The organism is Salipiger sp. PrR007 (genome assembly GCF_010499845.1).
Classification (GTDB): domain Bacteria; phylum Pseudomonadota; class Alphaproteobacteria; order Rhodobacterales; family Rhodobacteraceae; genus Salipiger; species Salipiger pacificus_A.
Window position 1 is genome coordinate 1 of record NZ_JAAGOZ010000072.1, and the last position, 21474, is coordinate 21474.

Here is a 21474-nt window from a genome sequence, read left to right on the forward strand (position 1 = left end):
GGGCGCCGGTCCTGACTTCCGCCTGGAGCGCAGGTGCGGCAGTGTGGGGCGTCCCGGTCTCGGACCGGGTCGTCTCGCCGGTGATCCGCCGCGCCCATCGCAAGGCGCAGGTCGGCACCGCGCACCCGGTTGCCCTGGAGATCCCGACTTGAAGGTTCACATACTCGACGATTGGTACGACAACCTGCGGTGCCTGCCGTCTTTTTCCCTGCTCGACGGCCATGAGGTCACCGTCTGGACCGACCGCGCCCCCGATGCCGCCGCCCAGGCCGCGCGACTGCAGGGCGCCGAGGCGGTGGTGCTGTTCCGCGACCGCACCACGATCAACGCCGAGCTTGCCGAAGCGCTCGATGGGGTGAAGTTGATTGCCATGCGCGGCCAGCATGGCCATGTGGATACAGACGCGCTGAGCCGTGCCGGCATCCTCTTTTGCTCGAAGATGAGCAAGGACGGCCCCTCGACCTCGACCGCCGAGCTGACCTTCGGGCTGATCATCGCGGCGCTGCGCCACCTGCCCCGGCAGATCGCCTCGGCCCGCGCGGGGGCTTGGCAGGGCCACGCGCCGATGGGGCGCAACGTGGCGGGCAAGAGGCTGGGACTCTACGGCTACGGCGGCATCGCCAAGGTGGTGGCGGGGTATGCGCGTGCCTTCGGTATGGACGTGCAAGTCTGGGCCTCGGAGGCGAGCCGTGCCCGCGCCGCCGTCGATGGTTTGATCGTTCCCGAGGACCGCGAGGCCTTTTTCGCAAGCTCGGACGTGGTGTCGATCCACAAGCGCCTGCTGCCCGAGACCCGGGGCGAGGTCACCGAGGCCGACCTGATGGCGATGCGGCCGGACTCGGTGCTGGTGAACACCTCGCGCGCCGGGCTCATTGCGCCGGGTGCCCTGCTGGCCGCGCTCGAGGCGCGCCGCATCGGGCAGGCCGCGCTCGATGTCTTCCCCGCAGAGCCCGTCACCGATCCCGCCGATCCGCTGCTCTCGCACCCCCGGGTGATCCCGACGCCGCACGTGGGTTTCGTGACCTCCGAGGAGCTCGACAAGCAATTCGGCGAGATTTTCGAGCTGATAAATGCCTACGCCGAGGGCGCACCGATCGAGATGATCAATCCCGAGGTCTGGTCGCCCAACCAGAGTTGAGCGCGAGGCGGGCCGGAACCTGGCGAGCAGCTCCGGTCATCGTCGATCGTGCGCGGGTGGTGCGCCAGCGCGGCGTGGCTGAGGGTCGGCGCCTCAACGCCGCGCTGGAACGAGCCTTCATCGGCGTTGCCCCTGCAGGCCTCCTGCTTCAGATAGACGACCCGCACCCCTTGTTCTTCGCCGCAATAGTTGAGATCCTGCGGCACCTTACTGCAAGAGCAAACCTCCCATGATCCCATCCCTGCTGCTGCCCGACGGCATGACCGAAGCGGTCTTTGCCCTGCTCATCGGCACGAGCTTCGCCGCCTCCTTCATCACCGTCGCCTTCGGCATCGGTGGCGGCGGTGTCCTCTTGGCGGTCATGGCGAGCCTGGTGCCCCCGGCGGCGCTGATCCCGACCCATGGCGTCATCCAGCTTGGCTCGAACTTCGGGCGCGCGGCGCTGACCTTCCGCCACATCCACTGGTCGGTGATCCCGGCCTTTGCACTCGGCTCGCTGATCGGCGCGGCGGCGGGCGGCGTCATCGCGGTGACCTTGCCGCCGGCGATCATGCAGATCGGTATCGGCGCCTTCGTGATCTACTCGGTCTTTGCCAAGCCGCCCAAGGGGCTGCGCGACTGGCCTGCCATCGTCGGCGCGGTGTCGAGCTTCCTGACCATGTTCTTCGGCGCAACGGGGCTCTTCGTTGCGACCTTCACCAAGTCGCAGGAGCTGCCCCGCCACTCCTATGTCGCGACCCATGCGACGCTGATGACGGTGCAGCACGGGATCAAGACGCTGACCTTCGGCCTGCTCGGCTTCGCCTTCGCCCAATGGGGGGCGTTCGTCGTGGCGATGATCGCCGCCGGTCTGCTCGGAACGGTCTCGGGGAAGATGGTGCTCAACAGGATGAACGATCACCGCTTCCGGTTGGCGCTCGACACGATCCTGATCCTGCTGGCCCTGCGGCTCATCTATGCGGGTCTGCGGGATCTCCTGGGCTGAGGGCCGCTTGGCCACAGGCGCGCCCGGCGGCAATCAGATCTTGGAGCATCAGCGCAGCCGCTGACAAGTATGTGTCCGCGCGGGCAACAACCTAGACGCCGCGGATCACCTCCGTCGTCACCAGGTTGCGCAGCGCGCGCCGCCGCGCTTCAAGCCCTCGGTCTTTGCGCCGCTCGCGGCCCACACGCTCAAGGAACTGGCGCCGAAGATGGAGCTGCCTCGGGCCGCAGCTCGCCGCCATTCGCAGATCTGCAAGGCCTGTTGCGGTGGCGAGGGCAATTGCGGCGGCTATCCCGACGAGTCACGGGGTGCGGTAGATTGCCAGCACAGGCGACTCTCCCTCGCGCACGCTTGCGCGGTACATGCCTTCGCAGTTGAAAGGCATCGCGATGCTGCCGTCCTGCGCCACGGCGATCACCCCACCCGAGCCATCGTGGTCATGCAGGTCATGCATCACCACATGGCTGGCGGCGTCCTCGAGCGTCTCGCCCAGGAACCTCATCCGCGCGGCGATCTCGCTGCCCGCCGTGTAGCGGATGAAAACCTCTCCATGCCCCGTGCCCGAGACCGCGCAGGTGGCATTCTCGGCGAAGGTTCCCGCCCCCGGCAGCGGCGTGTCGCCGACCCGGCCGGGCAGCTTGGCGGTCATCCCGCCGGTGGAGGTGGCCGCCGCGAGGTTGCCCGCGCGGTCGCGCGCCACCGCGCCGACCGTGCCGTGGCGGCGGGCCGGATCGTCGCTCTCCTCGCCGTTGCGGCGCATCTCCAGCGTCTCCTGCAGGGCGTCCCAGCGGGCCTGGGTGAAGAAATACTCCGGCTCCTCGAAGGGCAGCCCGGCATCGCGCGCGACCTGCAGCGCGTTGGGCCCGATCAGCAGCACATGCGGCGTGCGCTCCATCACCGCGCGGGCAGCGCGCACCGGGTTGCGCGGGCCGCAGATCCCGGCCACGGCCCCGGCGCTGCGGTCGCGCCCGTCCATCACGCAGGCGTCCATCTCCTGCACGCCTTCGGTGGTGAAGACCGCGCCGCGCCCGGCGTTGAACAGCGGCTCATCCTCGAGCGCGCAGACCGCGGCGGTCACCGCATCCATCGCGCTGCCGCCACTCCGCAGCACCGCCTCGCCCGCCTCGAGCGCGCGGGCCAGCCCGGCCTCGTAGGCGGCTTCCTTCTCGGGGGTCATCTGAGACTTGAGGATGGTCCCGGCCCCGCCGTGGATCGCAAGCGAATAGGTGGTCATTTCGGTCCTTTCAGCCCAGCCTCTTCGGCGCAGTAGCGGGCGATCTCGGCATGGGTGGCGATCCAGCAATCGCCGGTCGCGGTGATATGCTCGAGCAGCTCTTCAAGAATGAAGATGCGCGAACGGTAGCCGGTGATATGGGGGTGCATGGTGAGCAGGAACAGCCCGCCCTCGGCCCGCGCCCCGTCGAACTCGCGGCGGAAAATATCGAGCACGTCGGCGGGCGGCGTGTAGGGACGCTGCGCACCAAAGCGGTTCATCATGAAATAGACGGCGTCGTCGCGGATCCATTCCACCGGCAGCTCGACGATGCCCGTCGGCTCGCCCGCGTCGAGGATCTCGAAGGGGTCGTCGTCGTTGAACAGCGAGCTGTCATAGAGCAACCCGAGCTCGCGCGCGATCTTCAGCGTGACCTGCGAGTAGTCCCAGGACGGCGTGCGCATCCCGACCGGACGCGTTCCGGTGATCTTCTCCAGCGTGTCGGCAGAGCGCAGCATCAGTTCGCGCTCGGCCTCGGGCGGCACCTGCGTGTTGCGCTCGTGGATCCAGCCGTGCAGGCCGATCTCGTGGCCTTCCTGCGCCAGCATCCGCTGTTCCTCGGGGTGCAGCAGCGCCGCGACGGCGGGAACGAAGAAGCTTGCCTTCGCGTCGAAGCGGTCGAGCACCTGCTTGATCCGCGGGATGCCGCGGCGCGCGCCGTATTCACCCCAGCCGAGACGGGCGATCGAGGTGCCGCCGTCGCGCAGCTCGTTGGTTTCATGGTCGCTGTCGAAGCTGAGCGCCACGGCGCAGCGCGCGCCGCCCGGCCAGCGGTCCGGCAGCAGGCTGCGCCCGGCGCGCACCTGCCCCACCAGCCCGCGCCACTGCGCCTCGTCCCATTCGTGCGGCTCGCTCATGCATGTCCTCCGTCCACGGACAGCACCTGTCCGCTGATCCATTCCGCCGCCTCCGAGGCCAGGAAGGCCACGGCCCCGGCGATATCCTCGGGCCGACCGAGCCGCCGCGTGTGAATGCCGCTCAGCACGGCTTTCTGGCGCTCGGGGCCGAAGGCCTCCCACTGTTTCTCGGTCGAGGGGTTCGACAGCACGAAGCCCGGCGCCACCGAGTTGACGGTGATCCCCTGCGGCCCCAGCTCCAGCGCGAGCTGCCGCGTCAGCCCGACGAGCGCGTGTTTCGCCGAGGCATAGGCCTGGATGCCGGTGAGGCTGGGCCGCAGCCCCGCGCCCGACGAGATGGTGACGATCCGCCCGCTTCCGCGCGCCTTCATCCCCGGTGCCACTGCCTGCGCGCACCACATGGCGGCATCGACGTTGGCGCGGAAGATGGCGTGCCAGTCGTCCTCGGCGATCTCCTCGATCGGGCGACCCACCTGCCCGCGTACCCCGCCGGCGGAGGTGACCAGAACGTCGATCCGGCCATGCGCTCCGATGGCGCTGGCAATGGCGGCAGCGGCGCTCTCGCGGCTGCCGAGATCGGCGACGTGCAGGCCCATGCCCTCGGCGCCGAGCGGCGCCATGCCGTCCATATCGATGTCGAGCGCTGCGACCTGTGCGCCCGAGGCGGCGAAGCGCCGCGCGATGGCCGCCCCGATGCCCTGCGCCGCCCCGGTGACCGCCACGACCTTGCCCTCGAAACTCAGACGCATAGCGGCAGCATCTCCGTCACCAGATCGGCGGACTGCGCGCGCCGGCCTTCCTCGATGTCATGGATCAGCTCGACCATCCGCGCCAGCGCTGGCACCTCGATGCCATGCGTCTGGCCGAGCCCGACCATCACCCCGATCTGCGCGTCCACCTCGGTGCGGCGCTTGCGCACGGCGAGGTCGCGCCAGATTCCGGAATGGGTTTTCGCCGTCTTTCGGTTGTGCGCGACCATCTTGTCCATCGAGGCATCGATCGCCGCGCGGTCCCCGGCGCGAAAGGCCTCGGGGTCGAAGCCGTTGAAACCGAGCGGCGTGACCCCTTCGGCGGCTGCCAGCGTCATCACCTCGCGGCCGAGCTGCGCGTAGACCGCACGATGCTCGGGCCGGGCCATGGCGTCGGACATGCTGTCGGGCGTCAGCGCGGTGCAGAAGAGCAGCGCACCATAGCCCATCTTGCCCCAGAGATAGCCCCAGATGTTGTCGGTCAGCACCGCCTCGGGCTCGAGGATCGACAGCAGCGCATGGACCTCGCGCGCGCGGTCGGTGACCTGCCCGTCAAGCTCGCCCACCGCCACCGCGGCGCGGTTGCCGAAGAGGACAACCCCCGGCTCCAGCCAGTCGGCGCCGTAGTTGACGAAACAGCCGACGGTATGTTCCGCACCGATCCGCGCCGCGATGACCCTCTCGTTGAGCCCGTTCTGCGCCGAGACCACGTAGCCACCCGGCGTCAGATGCGGCAGCAGCATTTCCAGCGCCGCCTCGGTGACATGCGCCTTCACCGCGAGGATGATGACGTCATAGCTGCCGGTCAGCTCCTCCGGGGTGCTGGCGGGCAGCACCTGGGTAAACTCTTCGACTGGCCCTTCGATGCGCAGCCCGGTCGTGCGCATCGCCTCGACGTGCTCGGGCACGATGTCGACCATGTGCACCGCCCGACCGGCGCGGGCGAGATAGGCACCGAGGATGCCTCCGATCGCCCCCGCGCCCCAGATCAGGATCGGACGCGCGCTCATGCCCAGTCCCCGTCGAGCAGCGCGCGGGTTTCTTCCACGGCCACGGCCCAGAGCCGGTCGGTCTCGGCGTCGGGCTTCTGGTAGACGCCGCCGTAGTTGCCATCGCCGATCAGCGCGCGCACCCCGGCAGCGTCGCGATCGCGCAGCCGCTCGAAGGGCACGAAGGGCTTCTGCTCATCCGGCAGCGCGCGGCCCGGCAGCCGCGTCCAGGGGAAGTTCTCCATCCAGCTCGCGTGGCTGGCCACCGGGTCGATCTCCTGCACGCAGGCCCAGGTCTTCGGCGCGCGCCACCAGTCGTGAAACCGGCAGCGGGCGCCCGGGTTGGCCTGCATCCACTCCATGGTGACTGGCTGTACCGGGCAGTTGCCGCCGTGACCGTTGACGATGAGGATGCGGCGGAAGCCGGTGGCGTAGAGACTGTCGAGGATGTCCCGAACCACGGCGGCATAAGTCGCGAGCTTCAGCGTCACGCTGCCGGGAAAGCCCATGAAGTAGGGGGTAAGCCCGTAGGCCAGCGCCGGGAAGACCGGCACGCCGAGCGGCTCGGCGGCATCGGCGGCGACTTTCTCCGACAGGATCGAGTCGACCGAGAGGCTCAGGTAGGCGTGCTGCTCGGTGCTGCCGAGCGGCAGCACACAGCGGTCGTCGGTCTCGAGGTATTTCTCGATCTCGAACCAGTTGCTTTCCGAAATCCTCACGTCAGTCTTCCTTCTTGCTGGTCAGTCGCAGGCGATGGTCCTCGATGGCCGGCAGAAGCTCGGTCCGGACCGACTGGTTGTCGGGGGTGTGGCGATATTCAAAGCCGGTTTGGCCCGGCCGCAGATTGTCGCGCAGGTAATCGGTGCCGGTGGCGTAGACGAGCACATCGGCCTCGGCGATCAGCGCCTCGGCGCCCGGCTCGCCGCGCACTGCCATCGAGACATCCGACACATGCGGCGCAAAGCGCCGGATGCCCGCCTTCATGATGGTGACGAACTCGGGGAAGTAGGAATAGCCGACCACCCGCGCTTCCGTGGGCAGCGAGGCCAGAGACACCCGCGTCGCCTCGTCCGGGATCAGCGTCAGCCCGTAGACCGCGACGCCGGGAAACAGCTCGCGCGCCGCGCCGAGAAGGGTGCGCGGGGCCACCACCAGATCGACATCCTGCGGCGGCGCGCCGCGAAGTTCGGAAAGCACGCCCGGCACGATCTCGTCGCCTTCCGCAAGGCGCGGGCGCAGCGCGGCGGCATAGGCCTCGGTCGCGTCGTGGAAGTTGCCGAGCATCATCATGCGCAGCGCCCGGCGCTTGCGGGACTGCGCGGTCGAGACCCGCGTGGCCAGGTCGTCGGCACTGAAGCCGCATTGCTTGCCCACCCGGATCAGCTCGGCGACAAGTTCGTCGAGCTTGCGCAGCTGCGTGGCGCAGGTGACCGCCGCCCCGGCAGACACGAAGGTGCCCGAGCCCACCCGTCCTTCCAAGTGCCCCGCCTCCTGCAGCGTCGCGTAGACCGTGCTGACGGTGACCGGCGAGATACCGAGCCGCGCCGCCATCACCCGCACCGAGGGAAGCCGCGCCCCGGCGGGAAGCTCGCCCGAGGCGATTCCGAATTCCAGCGCCCCACGCAGCTGGACAGAGACCTGTACCGACGACTCGCGGTCGATCGCCTCGGCGATGCGGTTCAGGGATTGATCAAGTTGGGCCTGTTTCTTGCTCATTTCGTCACAATGCATTTAAACACTTTAACTGCCAAGTGTTATGTTTTTCCGTGCCCATTATTGATGCAGCCACTCTCTTCGCAGCTACCCGTATCAACATTTTCTTGACCGTATCAACAACTCACCTCAGTGTATCAACATCAAATAACACAACAAGGGAGTTTCAAGATGACACGAGCGACACTCAAGTCCGCCGTCGCGGCTTTGGCCCTGCTGGGCACGGCCCCGATGGCCATGGCCGATGATCTGGTGATCGGCCTGCGCGCCGGTCCCGATTCCATCGACCCACATTGGTCCACCCTCGGCAGCCAGGCCGAGGCCCTGCGCCACATCTATGACACGCTCGTCGATGTGGACGACAACCTGCAGCTCAAGCCCGGCCTCGCCCTGTCCTGGGAAGCCGTCGATGACACCACATGGGACTTCAAGCTGCGCGAAGGCGTGAAATTCCACGACGGCAGCGACTTCACCGCCGAGGACGCGAAATTCTCGATCGAGCGAATCCCCGAGGTCACCGGCCCGATGTCGATGACGCTCTACACCAAGTACGTGGACAGCGTCGAAGTGGTCGACGACTACACGCTGCGCGTCCACACCAAGGGCATCGCCCCGGCCCTGCCGAACGACTTCACCCGCCTCTTCGTCGTTCCCTCCGAGACCGGCATGGAGGCGCGCAACGAAGAGTTCAACTCGGGCGCCAAGGCCATCGGCACCGGCCCTTACACCTTTGTCTCCTGGCAGCCCAAGGGTGATCTCGTGCTCGAGAAGTTCGACGGATACTGGGCCGACACCCCGGCCTGGGACAAGGTCATCCGCAAGGAGATCCCCGACGATGCCGCCCGCGTCGCCGCGCTGCGCTCGGGCGAGGTCGACATGATCAACTACGTGCCCGCCTCCGACTACCTGGCGATGAAGAATGATTCCGGCCTCGAGACCTTCATCTCGGACTCGGTCTACATCCTCAACGTGCAGCCCTCGGTCGTTGACGAAGAGCCGCAGCCGATCACGCTCAACGGCGAGCCGGTCGACGGCAACCCGCTGCAGGATGTGCGCGTGCGCAAGGCGCTGGACCTCGCTATCAACCGCGACGTGCTGGTCAATGTCGTCCTCGAAGGCCTCGGCACCCCCGCCAACCAGCTGATGCCCGAGGGCTTCTTCGGCTATTCCGACGAGATCGGCGCGCGTGAATACGACATCGAGCAGGCCAAGGCGCTGCTGGCGGAAGCCGGCTATCCCGACGGGTTCGAGATCGACTTCACCTGCACCAACAACCGTGTCCCGGGTGACGCGGTGGTCTGCGAGGCGCTGGCCCAGATGTGGTCGCGGCTCGGGCTGAAGGTAAAGGCGCAGGCGCTCAACGGCACCGTCTTCTTCCCTGCCGCGGCGCGCAAGGAATACACCATGGCCATGTCCGCCTGGGGCACGCTGACCGGCGAGGCCGCCTACACCTACGGCGCGCTGACCCACACCCCGGACGAGGAGAAGGGCTTCGGCAACTTCAACCGCACCGGCTATTCGAACCCCGAGTTCGACAAGGTCTTCGACGAGGGAGCGCAGACGCTCGACCCGGAGGCACGCCGCAAGCTCTACGAGCAGGCATCCTACATCGCGATGGAAGACCGGGCGCTGATCCCGACGGTCATCCTGCAGACGGTCTGGGCGGCGGATGCTTCCTCTCTGGAGTTCACGCCGCGCGTCGATCAGGAGACCCGCGCCTACGAAATCTGGCCGGCCAAGTGATCCGGACGCTCCGCTGATAGAGGGGCGCCCGCCCGGGCGCCCCTGCCTGCAACCGCGCGGCGGGCCGCTTCCGCTGCGCGCCGTCACCGACAAGAGGCCCCAATGCTAGGATATCTCGCCAGGCGTCTAGCCCAGGCCGTGGTCGTGGTCTTCGCCATGTCGATCATCGTGTTCGTCGGCGTCTACGCCATCGGCAACCCGATCGACGTGCTGATCGACCCCGGCGCGACGCAGGAGATCCGCGCCAAGCTGATCGCCCAGTACGGGCTCGACCAGCCGCTCTGGCGGCAGTATTTCACCTTCCTTTCGAACGTCGCCCAGGGCGATCTCGGCACCTCGATGGTCTACAACATCCCGGTGGTCGATCTGGTCTTCTCGCGCCTGCCCGCGACGCTGGAGCTGGTCTTCGTCTCGGTCTGCATCGCGACCTTCATCGGCATCCCGGCGGGGCTCTACGCGGGTTACAAGCCCGGGAGCCTCGGAGCCCGCGCGATCATGGCGCTGTCGGTTCTGGGCTTTTCCGTGCCGACCTTCTGGATCGGCATGCTGCTGATCATGGCCTTCGCGGTAAATCTCGGCTGGCTGCCCTCTGGTGGACGCGGCGATGTCGGCAGCCTCTTCGGCATCCCCACCTCGCTGGCCACCGCCGACGGCTGGAGCCATGTCATCATGCCGGCGCTGAACCTGTCGCTCTTCAAGATGGGCCTGCTGATCCGCCTCACCCGCGCCGGCATGGTCGAGGCCATGCAGACCGACTACGTGAAATTCGCCCGCGCGCAGGGGCTGCCCGACCGGCAGATCGTCTTCAGCCACGTACTGCGCAACATTTCCATCCCGATCGTCACGGTCTTCGGCCTCGAGCTCGGCTCGACCCTCGCCTTCGCCGTGGTCACCGAGAGCGTGTTTACCTGGCCCGGCGTCGGCAAGCTGATCATCGACTCGATCCTGCAGCTCGACCGGCCGGTAATGGTCACCTACCTGGTGCTGGTGGTGATCCTCTTCGTGCTGATCAACCTGGTGGTCGATCTCGTCTACGCCCGGCTCGACCCGCGCGTGCGCCTCAAGGGGAAAGCCTGATGTCCGACACCGCTCCCATGCCGCAGGCCAGCCTGCCCCTGCCACCCGCACCCGAGGTCGAAACCCGCGCGCAGCGCTTGCGCAATTTCTGGGCCGACTACCGCCGCTCGTCGGTGGCGGTGGCCTCGCTGGTGGTGATCCTGGTCTTGGCTTTCGTCTCCTTCGGCGCGCCGCTGGTCTCGCCGCAGGATCCCTATGACATGGCCGCGCTCGACTGGATGGATGCCTTCCTGCATCCGGGCGAGACCGGCTCGGGCGGCTACACCCATCTGCTCGGCACCGACAACGCCGGGCGTGACATGCTCTCGGCGATCTTCTACGGGCTGCGCACAAGCTTCGTCATCGGCCTCTCGGCGGGGGCGCTGGCGCTCTTCACCGGCATCTGCGTCGGGCTCACCGCGGCCTATTTCGGCGGCCGGGTCGAAAGCCTGCTGATGCGCATCGTCGATCTTCAGCTCTCGATGCCCGCGATCCTGCTGGCGCTGGTGCTGGTGGCCATGCTGGGACAGGGCGTCGGGCAGATCATCCTCGCGCTGGTTGTCGCGCAATACGCCTATTTCGCCCGCACCACCCATGGCGCCGCCACGGTCGAGCGCAGCAAGGATTACATCGAGGCCGCGCGCTCGACGCCGCTGCCGACCCGCCGCGTGCTCTTTCGGCACCTGCTGCCCAACGTCATGCCGCCGCTGATCGTGGTCGCCACCGTGCAGGTCGCCAGCGCCATCGCGCTAGAGGCCACGCTCTCGTTCCTCGGGGTCGGCCTGCCGCTGACCGAGCCTTCGCTCGGCTCGCTGATCTCCAACGGCTTCAAGTACATCCACTCGGACCGCTACTGGCTGTCCATCTATCCGGGGATATTCCTGATGATCACCGTGGTTGCCATCAACCTCGTCGGGGACCAGGTGCGCAGCGTGCTCGATCCGCGAGGCCAGCGATGACCGCCGCGCTCGAGGTTCGCGGCCTCACCACCCGCTTCGAAACCCGTAAGGGCCCGGTCACCGCCGTCAACGACGTCAGCTTCTCGGTGCAACCGGGGCGCATCATGGGGCTGGTCGGCGAAAGTGGGTCGGGCAAGAGCGTCACCGGCTTTTCCGTGCTCGGGCTGATCGACGCGCCGGGGCGCGTCACCGGCGGTCAGGTGCTGGTGCAGGGCACCGACCTGCGAACGCTCTCGCCCGACGCGCTGCGCCGGATGCGCGGCAGCAAGGTGTCGATGGTCTTCCAGGATCCGATGATGACCCTGAACCCGGTCCTGCGCATCGGCGACCAGATGGCCATGGCGGTGCGGGTGCACGAGAAGATGAGCAAGCGCGCCGCCTGGGACCGCGCCCGGCAGGCGCTCGAGACCGTGGGCATTCCCGCCCCCGCCGAACGGCTGCAGGCCTATCCGCACCAGCTCTCGGGCGGGATGCGCCAGCGCGTCGCCATCGCCATGGCGCTGCTGCACCGACCCGCGGTGATCATCGCCGACGAGCCGACCACCGCGCTCGACGTGTCGATCCAAGGGCAGATCCTCGCCGAGGTGCGCCGCCTTGCCGACGAGACCGGCACCGCCGTCGTCTGGGTCACCCATGACCTCGCCGTGGTCAGCTCGCTCGCCGACGACATCTCGGTGATGTACGCGGGCCGCATCGTCGAGAGCGGCACCGCCGCGCAGGTGATCGGCAACCCGCGCCACCCCTACACCCGCGGGCTCATCGACAGCGTGCCAAGCCTGCACGAGCCCGGCGCAAAGCTGCCGCAGATCCCCGGCGCGACACCGCAGCTCGCGAACCTGCCCTCCGGCTGCCCGTTCCGCCCGCGCTGCGCCTTCGCCACCGAGGCCTGCGCCGCCGCCCCTCCCCTGCACGAGGCGCACGGCCGCCACGTCCTGTGCCATCACCCGCTGGAGGCGACATGACCGACCCCTTGCTGAAGATCGACACTGTCTCGAAGCGGTTCAGCCGCAAGCCGGGCCTGCTGGGCCGCGGCATCGACCGGATCACCGGGCGCAGCTCGGAAAGCACCGTGCACGCGCTGACCGATGTCTCGCTCGAGGTGACGCGCGGCGAGGTGCTGGGGATCGTCGGGGAATCCGGCTGCGGCAAGTCCACGCTCGGGCGGATCGTGTCGGGCATCTACGCCCCGACCGAGGGCGCGGTCCTGCTGGGCGGCAAGCCGGTCGCCCGGGGCGCGGATCACGGCATAGAAAAGCTGACCACCCGCGTGCAGATGATCCATCAGGATCCCTTTGCCAGCCTCAACCCGCGCATGAAGGTCGGCGAGACCATCGCCGAGGGCCCGCGCGTCCACCGCATCGTGGAGGCCGGACGCCTGCGCGCCCGCGTCGCCGAGCTGCTGGAACAGGTCGGGCTTGAAGGCGCCTACGCCGACCGCCTGCCGCACCAATTCTCGGGCGGCCAGCGCCAGCGCATCGCCATCGCCCGCGCGCTCGCCATGGAGCCCGAACTCCTGGTGCTCGACGAGGCGGTCGCCTCGCTCGACGTGTCGATCCAGGCGCAGGTGCTCAACCTCTTCATCGACCTGCGCCGCGAGCTCGACCTCACCGCGCTCTTCATCAGCCACGACCTTTCCGTGGTGCGCCACGTCTGCGACCGGGTGGCGATCATGTACCTTGGCCGGGTGGTCGAGCTGACCAGCGCCGCACGGCTCTACGCCCGCCCGATGCACCCCTATACCGAGGCGCTTTTCGCCTCAGTGCCCACGCTCGGTACCGGCCGCGCCGCCTTTCACCCGATCAAGGGCGAGATCCCCTCGCCGCTGAACCCGCCCAAGGGCTGCGCCTTCCACCCGCGCTGCCCCTTCGCCGGGCCGCGCTGCCGCACCGAGGTCCCCCGGCTCGCGGCCCCCGAGACCGGCCATTCCGTCGCCTGCCACCTGCACGACGGCGGCACCGGCGCGACGGAGGTGGCGGCATGACCAGCGATCTCTCGACCCGTGTCGCCCAGCTCAACGACGTGCTCTGCAGCGTCAACGCGCTGCAATGGGACGCGCGGGTGATGATGCCGCGCGGCGGGGCTGAAACCCGCGGCCACCAGCTTGCCACGCTCAAGGGCATCGCCCGCGAGATGATCCTCGACCCGGCAATGGAAGCCGCGGCAGAGGCCGCGCTCGGCACCGGCGAGGATGCCGCGGCGCAGGCGGTTCAGGCCGCGCGCCGCTGGCACGCCGCCTTGCCCGCCGAGTTGCTGCGCCGCCAGGCCGAGCAATCCGCCCTCGCCGGCGCGGTCTGGGCCGAGGCGCGCGCCAGCGGAGATTTCGCCCTCTTCAAACCCTACCTTCAGACCATGCTGGACCTCGCGCGGCAGGTCGCGCAGGCGAGCGGCTTTGGCGCGCACCCCTATGACGCGATGGTCCACGCCTTCGAACCGGGCGAGACGGCCGCCAGCCTTGCCGCGCTCTTCGACCGGCTGCGCGCCGCGCAGAAGCCGATCCTCGACAGCGCGCTCGGCAAACCCAAGCCCCGGACCGAGTTCCTCTACCGCGACTATCCCGTTGCGCAGCAGCAGGCCTTCTGCCGCGCGCTGGTTGCCGAGCTGGGCTATGACTTCGCCCACGGGCGACTGGACACGGCGGTGCACCCCTTCGAGATCAGCATGACCCGCGGCGACGTGCGCATCACCTCGCGCTGGCGGCCCGATTACCTGCCGATGTCGATCTTCGGCTCGATCCACGAGACCGGCCACGCGCTCTACGAGATGGGCGTCGACCCGAGCTTCACCCGCAGCGCCATGACCACCGACATGATCGGCCTCTACGCCGTCGGCGGCACCAGCTTCGGGATGCACGAAAGCCAATCGCGCCTGCTGGAAAACCACGTCGGCCGCGCGCCGGAGTTCTGGCAGCACCACTTCGGCACCCTGCGCGATCATTTCCCCGAGCAGCTTTCGGATGTCAGCGCAGAGGAGTTCGTCGCGGCGGTCAACCGTGTCGAGCCCGGACTGATCCGGGTCGAGGCCGACGAACTGAGTTATGATTTCCACATCATGCTGCGCGTCCGCCTCGAGATGGCGCTGATGGAAGGCAGCCTCGACCCCGCCGACCTGCCCGACGTCTGGAACGCCGCCATGCGCGAGGATCTCGGGGTGGAGGTGCCGCACGATGGCCTCGGCTGCCTGCAGGACGTGCATTGGTCCTCGGGCTACATCGGCTCCTTCCCGACCTACACCATTGGCAATATCACCGCCGCGCAGATCATGGAGCATTACCGCAACCATCGGCCCGAGATCGCGGCCGGACTCGGGCGCGGCGAGACGGGTCCGCTGCGCGAGGCTCTGAAGGCAGATGTCTGGCGGCACGGGCGGAGCCGCAGCCGGGCGGAAATCCTGGACGGACTGGGGAAGACGGCTTCGGACCCCACGGCGTATATCGGATACCTTCGACGAAAGTTCACCTGACCGCGGGCCAGCGACACGCGTCCATATCTGAGGCCCAGGCGGTGCCCCGTGCTGGCGGTCAGTTCCATGCAAATGAGGGCGCCGTCACTCACCGCGTCGGGCGCATGGCCCGAAAGAGTGCATCCCCGTCTCGCTGCCGCAGGCTGTGGGGCGGTCAATCTCTCGGACAAGGTCGACCCATGGATGAGTAGACGCGCACCCGTCACGCGCAGCCTTGCCACCGCCCAATAGGCAGGGGCATCGAGCTGCCGACCCGGCACCATCGATCAGGCGACGGCGCGCCCGATCAGCGTCCGACACAGCGCCTCGATCCGCTGCGTGGCCAGCGCGAGCTCTGCGTCCGGAACCGTCAGCGCCACACGCACCAGCCCCGTGCCGTTGCTGCCGAAGGCGCTGCCCGGCATCACCGCCACGCCCTGCTCCTCCAGCAACCGCCAGGCGAAGCCCTCGCCATCGAGCCCCGTTCCCGAAACGTCGAGCATCAGGAACATGCCGCCGCGCGGCATCTGGGACGAAAGACCCGGCACATCGTTCAACCGGTCGCAGAGCATGCGGGCCCGCCGGCCAAAGGCTTCGCGCATCCGCTCCGAGGTATCAAAGGCCCCGCGCAGGGCGGCCTCGGTCATGTCCGCGATGAAAGGCTGGTTGCCGAACAGCATCGTTTCCGAGACCGGCAGCACAGCCGCGCAGAAGTCCGCCGGGCCGATGGCCCAGCCGCTGCGAAAGCCCGTGGCCGCGTGGCTCTTCGAGATCGAAGAAACCACGACCACCCGCTCGCGTAGCGCCGCGATCTCGAGCGGCGAGGCGAAGCTGCCCTCGAAGATCAACTCCGCGTAGACCTCGTCGCAGACGATCCAGAGGTCGTGCTCGGCGCAGATTTCCCCCAGAGCCTCCAGCGTCGCGCGGTTGATCACCGCGCCGGTCGGGTTGTGCGGCGTGTTGAGCAGCAGCACCCGGCTGTCTTTCGTTATGGCCGCGCGCAGGTCGTCCGGCTGCAGCACGAAACCCCGGTCCATGCGCAGCGGCACCGGCTGCACGTGGCCACCGGCGGCGGCCACCACGCCCTCGTAGGTGGCATAGTAGGGATCGCCGATCAGCACCCCCTCGCCCGGCCCCACCAGCCCCAGCATGACGGTGAAAAGCGCGGTCTGGGTGCCGGGAAAGCACAGCACGTTCTCGGGTCCGATATCCGGCTGCCGGGGCCGGTAGGCCTCGACCAGCGCATCGATCAGCCCTGGCTCGCCCCGCCCGTTGGAATATTGCGTGCGGCCTGCGCGCAGCGCGGTGACGCAGCGCTCGATCAGCGCGGGGTCCGGGGCGATGTCGGGCTCGCCGATGGTCAGCTCGAGGATGTCCTCTCCCGCGTCGCGCCGCGCGCGGGCCGCGTTGTGCACCGCCCATTTGTCTCCGCCGAGGGTGCGCAGGCGTTCGGTGATCGCGGCATACCGCATGTCAGGTCCTTTCGTCTTCGAGCGCCAGGTGGCGCGTCAGCGTGGTGTCGGGCAGCCTCATGATGCCTTCGGCGGCCTGGAGCGCGATGCCAGAGAGCCGCCGCGCATCGTAAAGCCCGTGGCCGAGCGACCCCTCGATCCAAAGGCCATCGATCAACCCGTTGAGCGCGATGGCCAGGTGCTTGCACCGGGCCGGGTCCGCCGGGCAGCCATGCGCCAAGAGCACCGGGTGGATGCGGGCTTCAAGCAGGTCGAGGAACTCGCGGTAGCCCTCGCGGTGGATGTCGGCATAGGCTGGATCGACGCGCACGCGGCCCACGAAAGTAGCCCAGAGCGAGACCTTCACCCCGGAAAGGCTGGGCGGCGCGAAGTTGGCGGCGATGAATTCCGCCAGCGCCGCGTCGGGCGGTTGCGCGCCGCCGGCCCCGGAATCTTCGGCGGCGGCGGTCATCTGTCCCATGAGGTAGGCGTAGGCGGCGCGCACCATCTCCTCCTTCGAGGGAAAATAGTGACGGATCAGCCCCGCCGAGACCCCGGCGCGCTCGGCGATCTGCCGCGCCCCGGCCTTGTCGAGCCCGAGATCGGCGACGCAGGAGAGCGTCGCCTCGAGCAGGTCGGTGCGGCGACGGTCCTGCGACAGGCGGCTATAGACACGCCGGGTCACGCCCGGCCTCCCGCCGCCAAGAGCATCCTGTCACGCGCATTCCGTATGGTCACTTTGACTTCCTCGTCGAGATTTGTTTTACAGTCGTACAACAGCGAAGAAATTGCAAGGGATGCAGCCACCCGGGATCGTCCGGATTCGGCAGAGGGACAGCCATGAAAGACGCCACGCCGGCGGTAGAGATCCGCGACCTGCACAAGCACTTCGGACGTCTCGAGGTGCTCAAGGGCATCTCGCTCACCGCCCGCCCCGGCGACGTCGTGGCGGTGATCGGCGGTTCGGGTTCGGGAAAGTCCACCATGCTGCGCTGCATCAACATGCTCGAGACCCCCAGCGCCGGCCGGATCGCCATCCATGGCGAGCCCTATGCCATGCGCCCCACCCGCGACGGCGGGCTCGAGCCCTCGGACCGCGCGCAGTTGCAGCGCATCCGCGCCCAGCTCGGCATGGTGTTCCAGAACTTCAACCTCTGGCCGCATCGCACAGTGCTCGGCAATGTGATCGAGGTTCCAATGCAGGTGCTCGGCATTCCCAAGGAGGAAGCCGTCGCCCGCGCCCGTCAGGTCCTCGACCGCGTCGGGCTGGCGGACAAGGAAGACGCCTACCCCGCCCACATGTCCGGAGGCCAGCAGCAGCGCTGCGCCATCGCCCGCGTGTTGGCGGTCGAGCCGCTGGCGATGCTCTTCGACGAGCCGACCTCGGCGCTCGACCCCGAACTGGTCGGCGAGGTGTTGAGTGTGATCCGCGACCTCGCCGCCGAGAAGCGCACGATGATCCTCGTCACCCACGAGATGGGCTTCGCCCGCGATGTGGCGAGCCACGTCGTCTACCTGAAGGACGGCAGGATCGAGGAGGAGGGCTCGCCAGAACAGATCTTCGGCGACCCACGCTCGCCGCACCTGCAGCAATTCATCCGCTCGATCGCCTGACCGCGCGGGTGCACGACAAGACCAACAGAGGAGAGACCATGTTCAGAACACTCGCGCTTGCCGCCACTGCCGCCGCCACGCTCGCCGCCCCGGCCCTCGCAGAGCCTTACAAGGTCGGCATCGCCGCCGAGCCCTATGCGCCCTTCTACAGCCCTGCCTCGGACGGCAGCTGGAGCGGCTGGGAGATCGATTTTGCCGACGCGCTCTGCGCCGAGATCGAGGCCGACTGCGAGATCACCCCGGTGGCCTGGGACGGCATCATCCCGGCGCTCAACACCGGCAAGATCGACATGATCGTCGCCTCGATGAGCATCACCGAGGAACGCGCCAAACAGATCGCCTTTTCGGACAAGTACTATGACACGCCGACCGGCGTGATCGCCCTCAAGGACAGCAAGGTCGAGCCCACCCCCGAGGGCGTCAAGGGTGCCTATCTCGGCGTCTCGGTGGGCACCATCCACGAGACCTACGCCCGCACGCATTTCTCCGAGACCGCCGCCGACATCCGCAGCTACCCCACGGTGGACGAAGAGCTGCAGGATCTCGCCGCGGGCCGGATCGACGCGGTGATCGGCGACATGCTGGCGATGATGCCCTTCCTCGACACCAAAGCCGGCGCGGCCTGCTGTGAGTACCGCGGCGCGGTCAACAGCGACCCGGCGATCCTCGGTCAAGGGGTCGGCGTCGGCCTTCGCAAGGAGGACAGCGAGCTGCTCGAACGGGTGAACTCCGGCATTGCGGCGATCCGCGAGAACGGCACCTACGACAAGATCTCGGAGCCCTACTTCGAAGGTCTCGACATCTACGGCAGCTAAGCCGCCTTCCCGGGCCGCGACACGACCGTCGCGGCCCGGGCACTGCAATAATCAAGGACGCCGCCGCACGATGTTCGATGCTTTCGATTTCAGCCTGCTCGCCCTCACGTCACCGGGATGGGGCGGCGCGCTCCTCGCCGGGTTCCTGCGCTCGGTCGAACTGGCGGCAGGCGGCTATCTGCTCGGCATCGTCATCGGCCTGCTCGGTGCCACCGCCAAGCTCTACGGCGGGCGCGTGCTGCGCGATATCGCCGAACTCTACACGCTGCTCATCCGCGCGGTGCCAGAGCTGGTCTTGATGCTGCTCTTTTACTACGTGGGCACCGATCTGCTGAACAAGCTGATGGCCACCCTGGGCCGCGAGGGTGTCGACATCGACGGCCTCAGCGCCGGTATCCTGGTGATCGGCTTGGTGCAGGGCGGCTACGCCACCGAGGTGATCCGCGGCGCCATCCGCGCCGTGCCGCCCGGGCAGATCGAGGCCGCGCAGGCCTTCGGCATGTCACCGCTCAAGGTGCTGCGCCGGGTGACCCTGCCTGCCATGACACCGCATGCGCTGCCCGGCATGGCGAATCTGTGGATGATCGCCACCAAGGACACCGCGCTGCTCGCCGTGATCGGCTTCTCCGAGCTGACGCTGGTGACCAAGCAGGCCGCCGCCGCGACGCGCGAGTATTTCCTTTTCTTCGTCGCCGCGGGGCTGCTCTACCTCGCGCTCACCCTGATCTCGAACCTCGGCCTGCGCTGGCTCGAACGGCGCGCCCGCCGCGGCTTGCCGGCCGCCGCCTGAGGAGCGCCCCATGCCCGATATCAACATCGCCTCTCCGATCCTCCCCGCCCCTGCGCTGCCCCTGCGCGCCCGACTCGCGCCGCTGCTGATGCCGCACCGCCTGGCCCTGGCGGCGCTGGCGCTGGCGGCGCTCGCGGCGATTCTCACCCAGATGGACTGGAGCTGGCTGCCCGCCTACCTGCCCAAGATCGGCCACGGACTGCTGGTGACCCTGGCGCTTCTGGGTTCGAGCATCGCCGCCGGCCTCGCGCTCGCGCTGCCGCTCGGCGCGGTGCAGGTCGCCGGTCCGGCGCCCCTGCGCTGGCTGGCGGCCGGCTTCTGCACGGTGATCCGCGGAACGCCGCTGCTGCTGCAACTCTGGCTGATCTACTACGGCCTCGGCGCACTCTTCGCGCAATTCCCCGAGATTCGCGGTTCTTGGCTCTGGCCCTACCTGCGGCAGGCCTGGCCCTACGGTTTCCTGACACTGGCCCTCTCCTTCGCCGCCTACGAGGGCGAGGTGATGCGCGGCGCCTTCGCTGGGGTGCCGCGGGGCGAACTCGAGGCTGCCCGGGCCTTTGGCATGTCTCCGCTAAAAGTGTTCCGCCGGGTCTGGTTGCCCCGCGCCATGCACCGCGCGCTGCCCACGCTGGCGGGCGAGATCATCCTGCAACTCAAGGCGACGCCACTGGTCGCGACAATCACCGTCACCGACCTCTATGCAGTGATCACCCGCGTGCGGCAGGACACCTACCTCACCTACGAGCCGCTGCTGCTGCTGATCGCGATCTACCTGTGCCTGAGCGGCACTCTGACCCTGCTGCTGCGCTGGATGGAGGGGCGGGTGCCGAGCGGGCGCTGAGCCCGCCCCGAGAAGGTCAGTAGCCGCGCGCCCGGTCCACCGCACAGCCCATCGGGCGCCCGTCGCGCAGCGCCCGCGCCGTCTCGACCACCTGCTCGGCCACCACCTCGGGCAGAGAGTCGCTGGCCACATGAGGGGTGATCCGCAGCCGCGCATCTTGCCAGAAGCGGTGCTCAGGCGGCAGCGGCTCCTCGCGGAAGACATCCAGCGTCGCCGCCGCCAGTTGGCCGCTGTCCAGTGCCGCCTCGAGATCGGTCTCCACAAGGTGCTCGCCACGACCGATTTGCACCAGACTCGCCGCCGGAGCGAGCCGCGCGAAGAGCGCCGCATCCAACACGTTCTCGGTCTCGGCCGTCAGCGGCAGGACATTGACGAGGTACTGTGCACCCTCGGCCGCACGCGCCACGGCGCCCGGCCCGGAAAGATAGCTCACACCCGGCAGCCGCTCTGCCGGTTCGCCGCGACAGGCCACGCGTACCGAAAATCCCAAGGCCCGCAGCCCGGTCACCACCGCCCGGCCCATGGTCCCGTGTCCCAGCACCGCAACCTGCACCGAACCCGGGGCCCTCATCCGAAGCGGAAGCCACCGGGCTTTGGCGGCATTGCGCGCCATCTCGGCGAAGCCGCGCTCGTAATGCAACACCTCATGCACCGCATAGCCCGCCATCAGTTCGGCCTGATGCGGATCACGCACCCGCGCGACGACGGCAGCGTCGGGCAGCCCGGGATGCGCCAGCAAAGCGTCGACGCCCGCCGCGACCGACATGGCGAGCCCAAGGTTCGGATAAGGCGCGAAAGCCCCCTCTCCCGGCTCCCAGCAAATCGCGAAGCGCACGTCCTCGGGTCGGTCGATCTGGTCGGGGCGGCGCAGCAAGACATCCGTCGCACACTGTCGCAGCGCTGCGCCGTAAAGCGCATCCAGGTCCGCCGTTGCACTGAGGTATACACCGAGGATTGGTGACTGCGCGGGCATGGGGCTGTCTCCCTTTCATTGATCGGGATTCTTATTGCACAAATGTACAATAGACGCCATGCCGCCGGCTCTGCCATCCGCCGGATCGGC

General features: G+C 68.3%; 21 protein-coding genes. 12 read left to right on the forward strand and 9 right to left on the reverse strand.

The window, feature by feature from the left end; translation table 11 throughout:
* Positions 1–148 precede the first annotated feature (148 nt).
* Both G0Q01_RS22275 and G0Q01_RS22280 read left to right on the forward strand, forming a co-directional pair.
* Positions 149–1138 (forward strand): NAD(P)-dependent oxidoreductase, encoded by a 990-nt coding sequence (locus G0Q01_RS22275; RefSeq protein WP_164198045.1) that lies wholly within the window; start codon positions 149–151, stop codon positions 1136–1138.
* Between the two features lie 229 nt (positions 1139–1367).
* The gene (locus tag G0Q01_RS22280) at positions 1368–2123 is read left to right on the forward strand and encodes a sulfite exporter TauE/SafE family protein (protein WP_164198043.1); all 756 of its coding nucleotides are present in this window, start codon (positions 1368–1370) and stop codon (positions 2121–2123) included.
* A gap of 301 nt (positions 2124–2424) precedes the next feature.
* On the opposite strand, the gene G0Q01_RS22285 is transcribed toward G0Q01_RS22280, so the two are convergent.
* From G0Q01_RS22285 to G0Q01_RS22310, 6 genes are read right to left on the reverse strand one after another with little or no spacing between them, the layout of a single operon-like run.
* Positions 2425–3357, reverse strand: a complete 933-nt coding sequence (locus G0Q01_RS22285) for an isoaspartyl peptidase/L-asparaginase family protein (protein ID WP_164198041.1) — start codon at positions 3355–3357, stop codon at positions 2425–2427.
* A complete protein-coding gene (locus G0Q01_RS22290) occupies positions 3354–4253 on the reverse strand; it encodes a polysaccharide deacetylase (RefSeq protein ID WP_164198039.1) in 900 nt (299 codons plus the stop codon). Before G0Q01_RS22290 ends, G0Q01_RS22285 begins: the two co-directional genes overlap by 4 nt.
* Entirely contained in the window at positions 4250–5002 is a 753-nt protein-coding gene (locus G0Q01_RS22295; RefSeq protein ID WP_164198037.1) for an SDR family NAD(P)-dependent oxidoreductase, read from the reverse strand. Before G0Q01_RS22295 ends, G0Q01_RS22290 begins: the two co-directional genes overlap by 4 nt.
* Positions 4993–6012, reverse strand: a complete 1020-nt coding sequence (locus G0Q01_RS22300) for a ketopantoate reductase family protein (RefSeq protein WP_164198036.1) — start codon at positions 6010–6012, stop codon at positions 4993–4995. Before G0Q01_RS22300 ends, G0Q01_RS22295 begins: the two co-directional genes overlap by 10 nt.
* Complete coding sequence (locus tag G0Q01_RS22305; protein ID WP_164198034.1) at positions 6009–6710, reverse strand: creatininase family protein; 702 nt, start codon at positions 6708–6710, stop codon at positions 6009–6011. Before G0Q01_RS22305 ends, G0Q01_RS22300 begins: the two co-directional genes overlap by 4 nt.
* A gap of 1 nt (position 6711) precedes the next feature.
* Positions 6712–7707 (reverse strand): GntR family transcriptional regulator, encoded by a 996-nt coding sequence (locus G0Q01_RS22310; protein ID WP_164198032.1) that lies wholly within the window; start codon positions 7705–7707, stop codon positions 6712–6714.
* Between the two features lie 168 nt (positions 7708–7875).
* Here G0Q01_RS22310 and G0Q01_RS22315 point away from each other — a divergent pair, with 168 nt between their 5' ends.
* The 6 genes from G0Q01_RS22315 (at position 7876) to G0Q01_RS22340 (ending at position 14921) form a co-directional block, all read left to right on the forward strand.
* Positions 7876–9447 carry an ABC transporter substrate-binding protein gene (locus tag G0Q01_RS22315; protein ID WP_164198030.1) on the forward strand — a complete coding sequence of 524 codons (1572 nt, stop codon included), beginning with the start codon at positions 7876–7878 and terminating at the stop codon, positions 9445–9447.
* A 102-nt stretch (positions 9448–9549) separates the two neighbouring features.
* Positions 9550–10524 carry an ABC transporter permease gene (locus tag G0Q01_RS22320; protein ID WP_108970156.1) on the forward strand — a complete coding sequence of 325 codons (975 nt, stop codon included), beginning with the start codon at positions 9550–9552 and terminating at the stop codon, positions 10522–10524.
* Entirely contained in the window at positions 10524–11462 is a 939-nt protein-coding gene (locus tag G0Q01_RS22325) for an ABC transporter permease (RefSeq protein WP_203595136.1), read from the forward strand. The genes G0Q01_RS22320 and G0Q01_RS22325 overlap by 1 nt, the downstream gene beginning before the upstream one ends.
* Positions 11459–12424 carry an ABC transporter ATP-binding protein gene (locus G0Q01_RS22330; protein ID WP_164198029.1) on the forward strand — a complete coding sequence of 322 codons (966 nt, stop codon included), beginning with the start codon at positions 11459–11461 and terminating at the stop codon, positions 12422–12424. The genes G0Q01_RS22325 and G0Q01_RS22330 overlap by 4 nt, the downstream gene beginning before the upstream one ends.
* Complete coding sequence (locus tag G0Q01_RS22335; protein WP_164198027.1) at positions 12421–13443, forward strand: ABC transporter ATP-binding protein; 1023 nt, start codon at positions 12421–12423, stop codon at positions 13441–13443. Before G0Q01_RS22330 ends, G0Q01_RS22335 begins: the two co-directional genes overlap by 4 nt.
* Positions 13440–14921, forward strand: coding sequence for a carboxypeptidase M32 (locus G0Q01_RS22340; protein WP_164198025.1), 1482 nt, complete (start codon positions 13440–13442; stop codon positions 14919–14921). The genes G0Q01_RS22335 and G0Q01_RS22340 overlap by 4 nt, the downstream gene beginning before the upstream one ends.
* Before the next feature lie 266 nt (positions 14922–15187).
* Here G0Q01_RS22340 and G0Q01_RS22345 read toward each other — a convergent pair whose 3' ends face one another.
* Both G0Q01_RS22345 and G0Q01_RS22350 read right to left on the reverse strand, forming a co-directional pair.
* Entirely contained in the window at positions 15188–16372 is a 1185-nt protein-coding gene (locus tag G0Q01_RS22345) for a pyridoxal phosphate-dependent aminotransferase (RefSeq protein ID WP_164198024.1), read from the reverse strand.
* Between the two features lies 1 nt (position 16373).
* Complete coding sequence (locus tag G0Q01_RS22350; protein ID WP_108970162.1) at positions 16374–17036, reverse strand: TetR family transcriptional regulator C-terminal domain-containing protein; 663 nt, start codon at positions 17034–17036, stop codon at positions 16374–16376.
* A 155-nt stretch (positions 17037–17191) separates the two neighbouring features.
* On the opposite strand from G0Q01_RS22350, the gene G0Q01_RS22355 reads away from it, so the two are divergent.
* The 4 genes from G0Q01_RS22355 to G0Q01_RS22370 all read left to right on the forward strand — a co-directional run bounded on the left by G0Q01_RS22355 (position 17192) and on the right by G0Q01_RS22370 (position 20411).
* Entirely contained in the window at positions 17192–17965 is a 774-nt protein-coding gene (locus G0Q01_RS22355) for an ABC transporter ATP-binding protein (protein WP_164198022.1), read from the forward strand.
* A 38-nt stretch (positions 17966–18003) separates the two neighbouring features.
* A complete protein-coding gene (locus G0Q01_RS22360; protein ID WP_164198020.1) occupies positions 18004–18780 on the forward strand; it encodes a transporter substrate-binding domain-containing protein in 777 nt (258 codons plus the stop codon).
* 70 nt (positions 18781–18850) lie between these two features.
* Positions 18851–19570, forward strand: a complete 720-nt coding sequence (locus G0Q01_RS22365) for an ABC transporter permease (RefSeq protein WP_164198018.1) — start codon at positions 18851–18853, stop codon at positions 19568–19570.
* Positions 19571–19580: 10 nt separating this feature from the next.
* Positions 19581–20411 (forward strand): ABC transporter permease, encoded by an 831-nt coding sequence (locus tag G0Q01_RS22370; RefSeq protein ID WP_164198016.1) that lies wholly within the window; start codon positions 19581–19583, stop codon positions 20409–20411.
* Positions 20412–20427: 16 nt separating this feature from the next.
* Here the strand turns inward: G0Q01_RS22370 and G0Q01_RS22375 are convergent, their stop codons facing one another.
* Complete coding sequence (locus tag G0Q01_RS22375) at positions 20428–21384, reverse strand: NAD(P)-dependent oxidoreductase (RefSeq protein ID WP_164198014.1); 957 nt, start codon at positions 21382–21384, stop codon at positions 20428–20430.
* Between the last annotated feature and the right edge of the window lie 90 nt (positions 21385–21474).

Excerpts from the sequence above, each read along its gene's own strand:
- G0Q01_RS22285 (WP_164198041.1), bottom strand. The coding sequence starts at position 3,357 with ATGACCACCTATTCGCTTGCGATCCACGGCGGGGCCGGGACCATCCTC.
- G0Q01_RS22360 (WP_164198020.1), top strand. The coding sequence starts at position 18,004 with ATGTTCAGAACACTCGCGCTTGCCGCCACTGCCGCCGCCACGCTCGCC.
- G0Q01_RS22335 (WP_164198027.1), top strand. The coding sequence starts at position 12,421 with ATGACCGACCCCTTGCTGAAGATCGACACTGTCTCGAAGCGGTTCAGC.
- G0Q01_RS22375 (WP_164198014.1), bottom strand. The coding sequence starts at position 21,384 with ATGCCCGCGCAGTCACCAATCCTCGGTGTATACCTCAGTGCAACGGCG.
- G0Q01_RS22355 (WP_164198022.1), top strand. The coding sequence starts at position 17,192 with ATGAAAGACGCCACGCCGGCGGTAGAGATCCGCGACCTGCACAAGCAC.
- G0Q01_RS22330 (WP_164198029.1), top strand. The coding sequence starts at position 11,459 with ATGACCGCCGCGCTCGAGGTTCGCGGCCTCACCACCCGCTTCGAAACC.
- G0Q01_RS22340 (WP_164198025.1), top strand. The coding sequence starts at position 13,440 with ATGACCAGCGATCTCTCGACCCGTGTCGCCCAGCTCAACGACGTGCTC.
- G0Q01_RS22290 (WP_164198039.1), bottom strand. The coding sequence starts at position 4,253 with ATGAGCGAGCCGCACGAATGGGACGAGGCGCAGTGGCGCGGGCTGGTG.
- G0Q01_RS22370 (WP_164198016.1), top strand. The coding sequence starts at position 19,581 with ATGCCCGATATCAACATCGCCTCTCCGATCCTCCCCGCCCCTGCGCTG.
- G0Q01_RS22365 (WP_164198018.1), top strand. The coding sequence starts at position 18,851 with ATGTTCGATGCTTTCGATTTCAGCCTGCTCGCCCTCACGTCACCGGGA.
- G0Q01_RS22345 (WP_164198024.1), bottom strand. The coding sequence starts at position 16,372 with ATGCGGTATGCCGCGATCACCGAACGCCTGCGCACCCTCGGCGGAGAC.
- G0Q01_RS22300 (WP_164198036.1), bottom strand. The coding sequence starts at position 6,012 with ATGAGCGCGCGTCCGATCCTGATCTGGGGCGCGGGGGCGATCGGAGGC.
- G0Q01_RS22295 (WP_164198037.1), bottom strand. The coding sequence starts at position 5,002 with ATGCGTCTGAGTTTCGAGGGCAAGGTCGTGGCGGTCACCGGGGCGGCG.
- G0Q01_RS22310 (WP_164198032.1), bottom strand. The coding sequence starts at position 7,707 with ATGAGCAAGAAACAGGCCCAACTTGATCAATCCCTGAACCGCATCGCC.
- G0Q01_RS22315 (WP_164198030.1), top strand. The coding sequence starts at position 7,876 with ATGACACGAGCGACACTCAAGTCCGCCGTCGCGGCTTTGGCCCTGCTG.
- G0Q01_RS22280 (WP_164198043.1), top strand. The coding sequence starts at position 1,368 with ATGATCCCATCCCTGCTGCTGCCCGACGGCATGACCGAAGCGGTCTTT.
- G0Q01_RS22320 (WP_108970156.1), top strand. The coding sequence starts at position 9,550 with ATGCTAGGATATCTCGCCAGGCGTCTAGCCCAGGCCGTGGTCGTGGTC.
- G0Q01_RS22325 (WP_203595136.1), top strand. The coding sequence starts at position 10,524 with ATGTCCGACACCGCTCCCATGCCGCAGGCCAGCCTGCCCCTGCCACCC.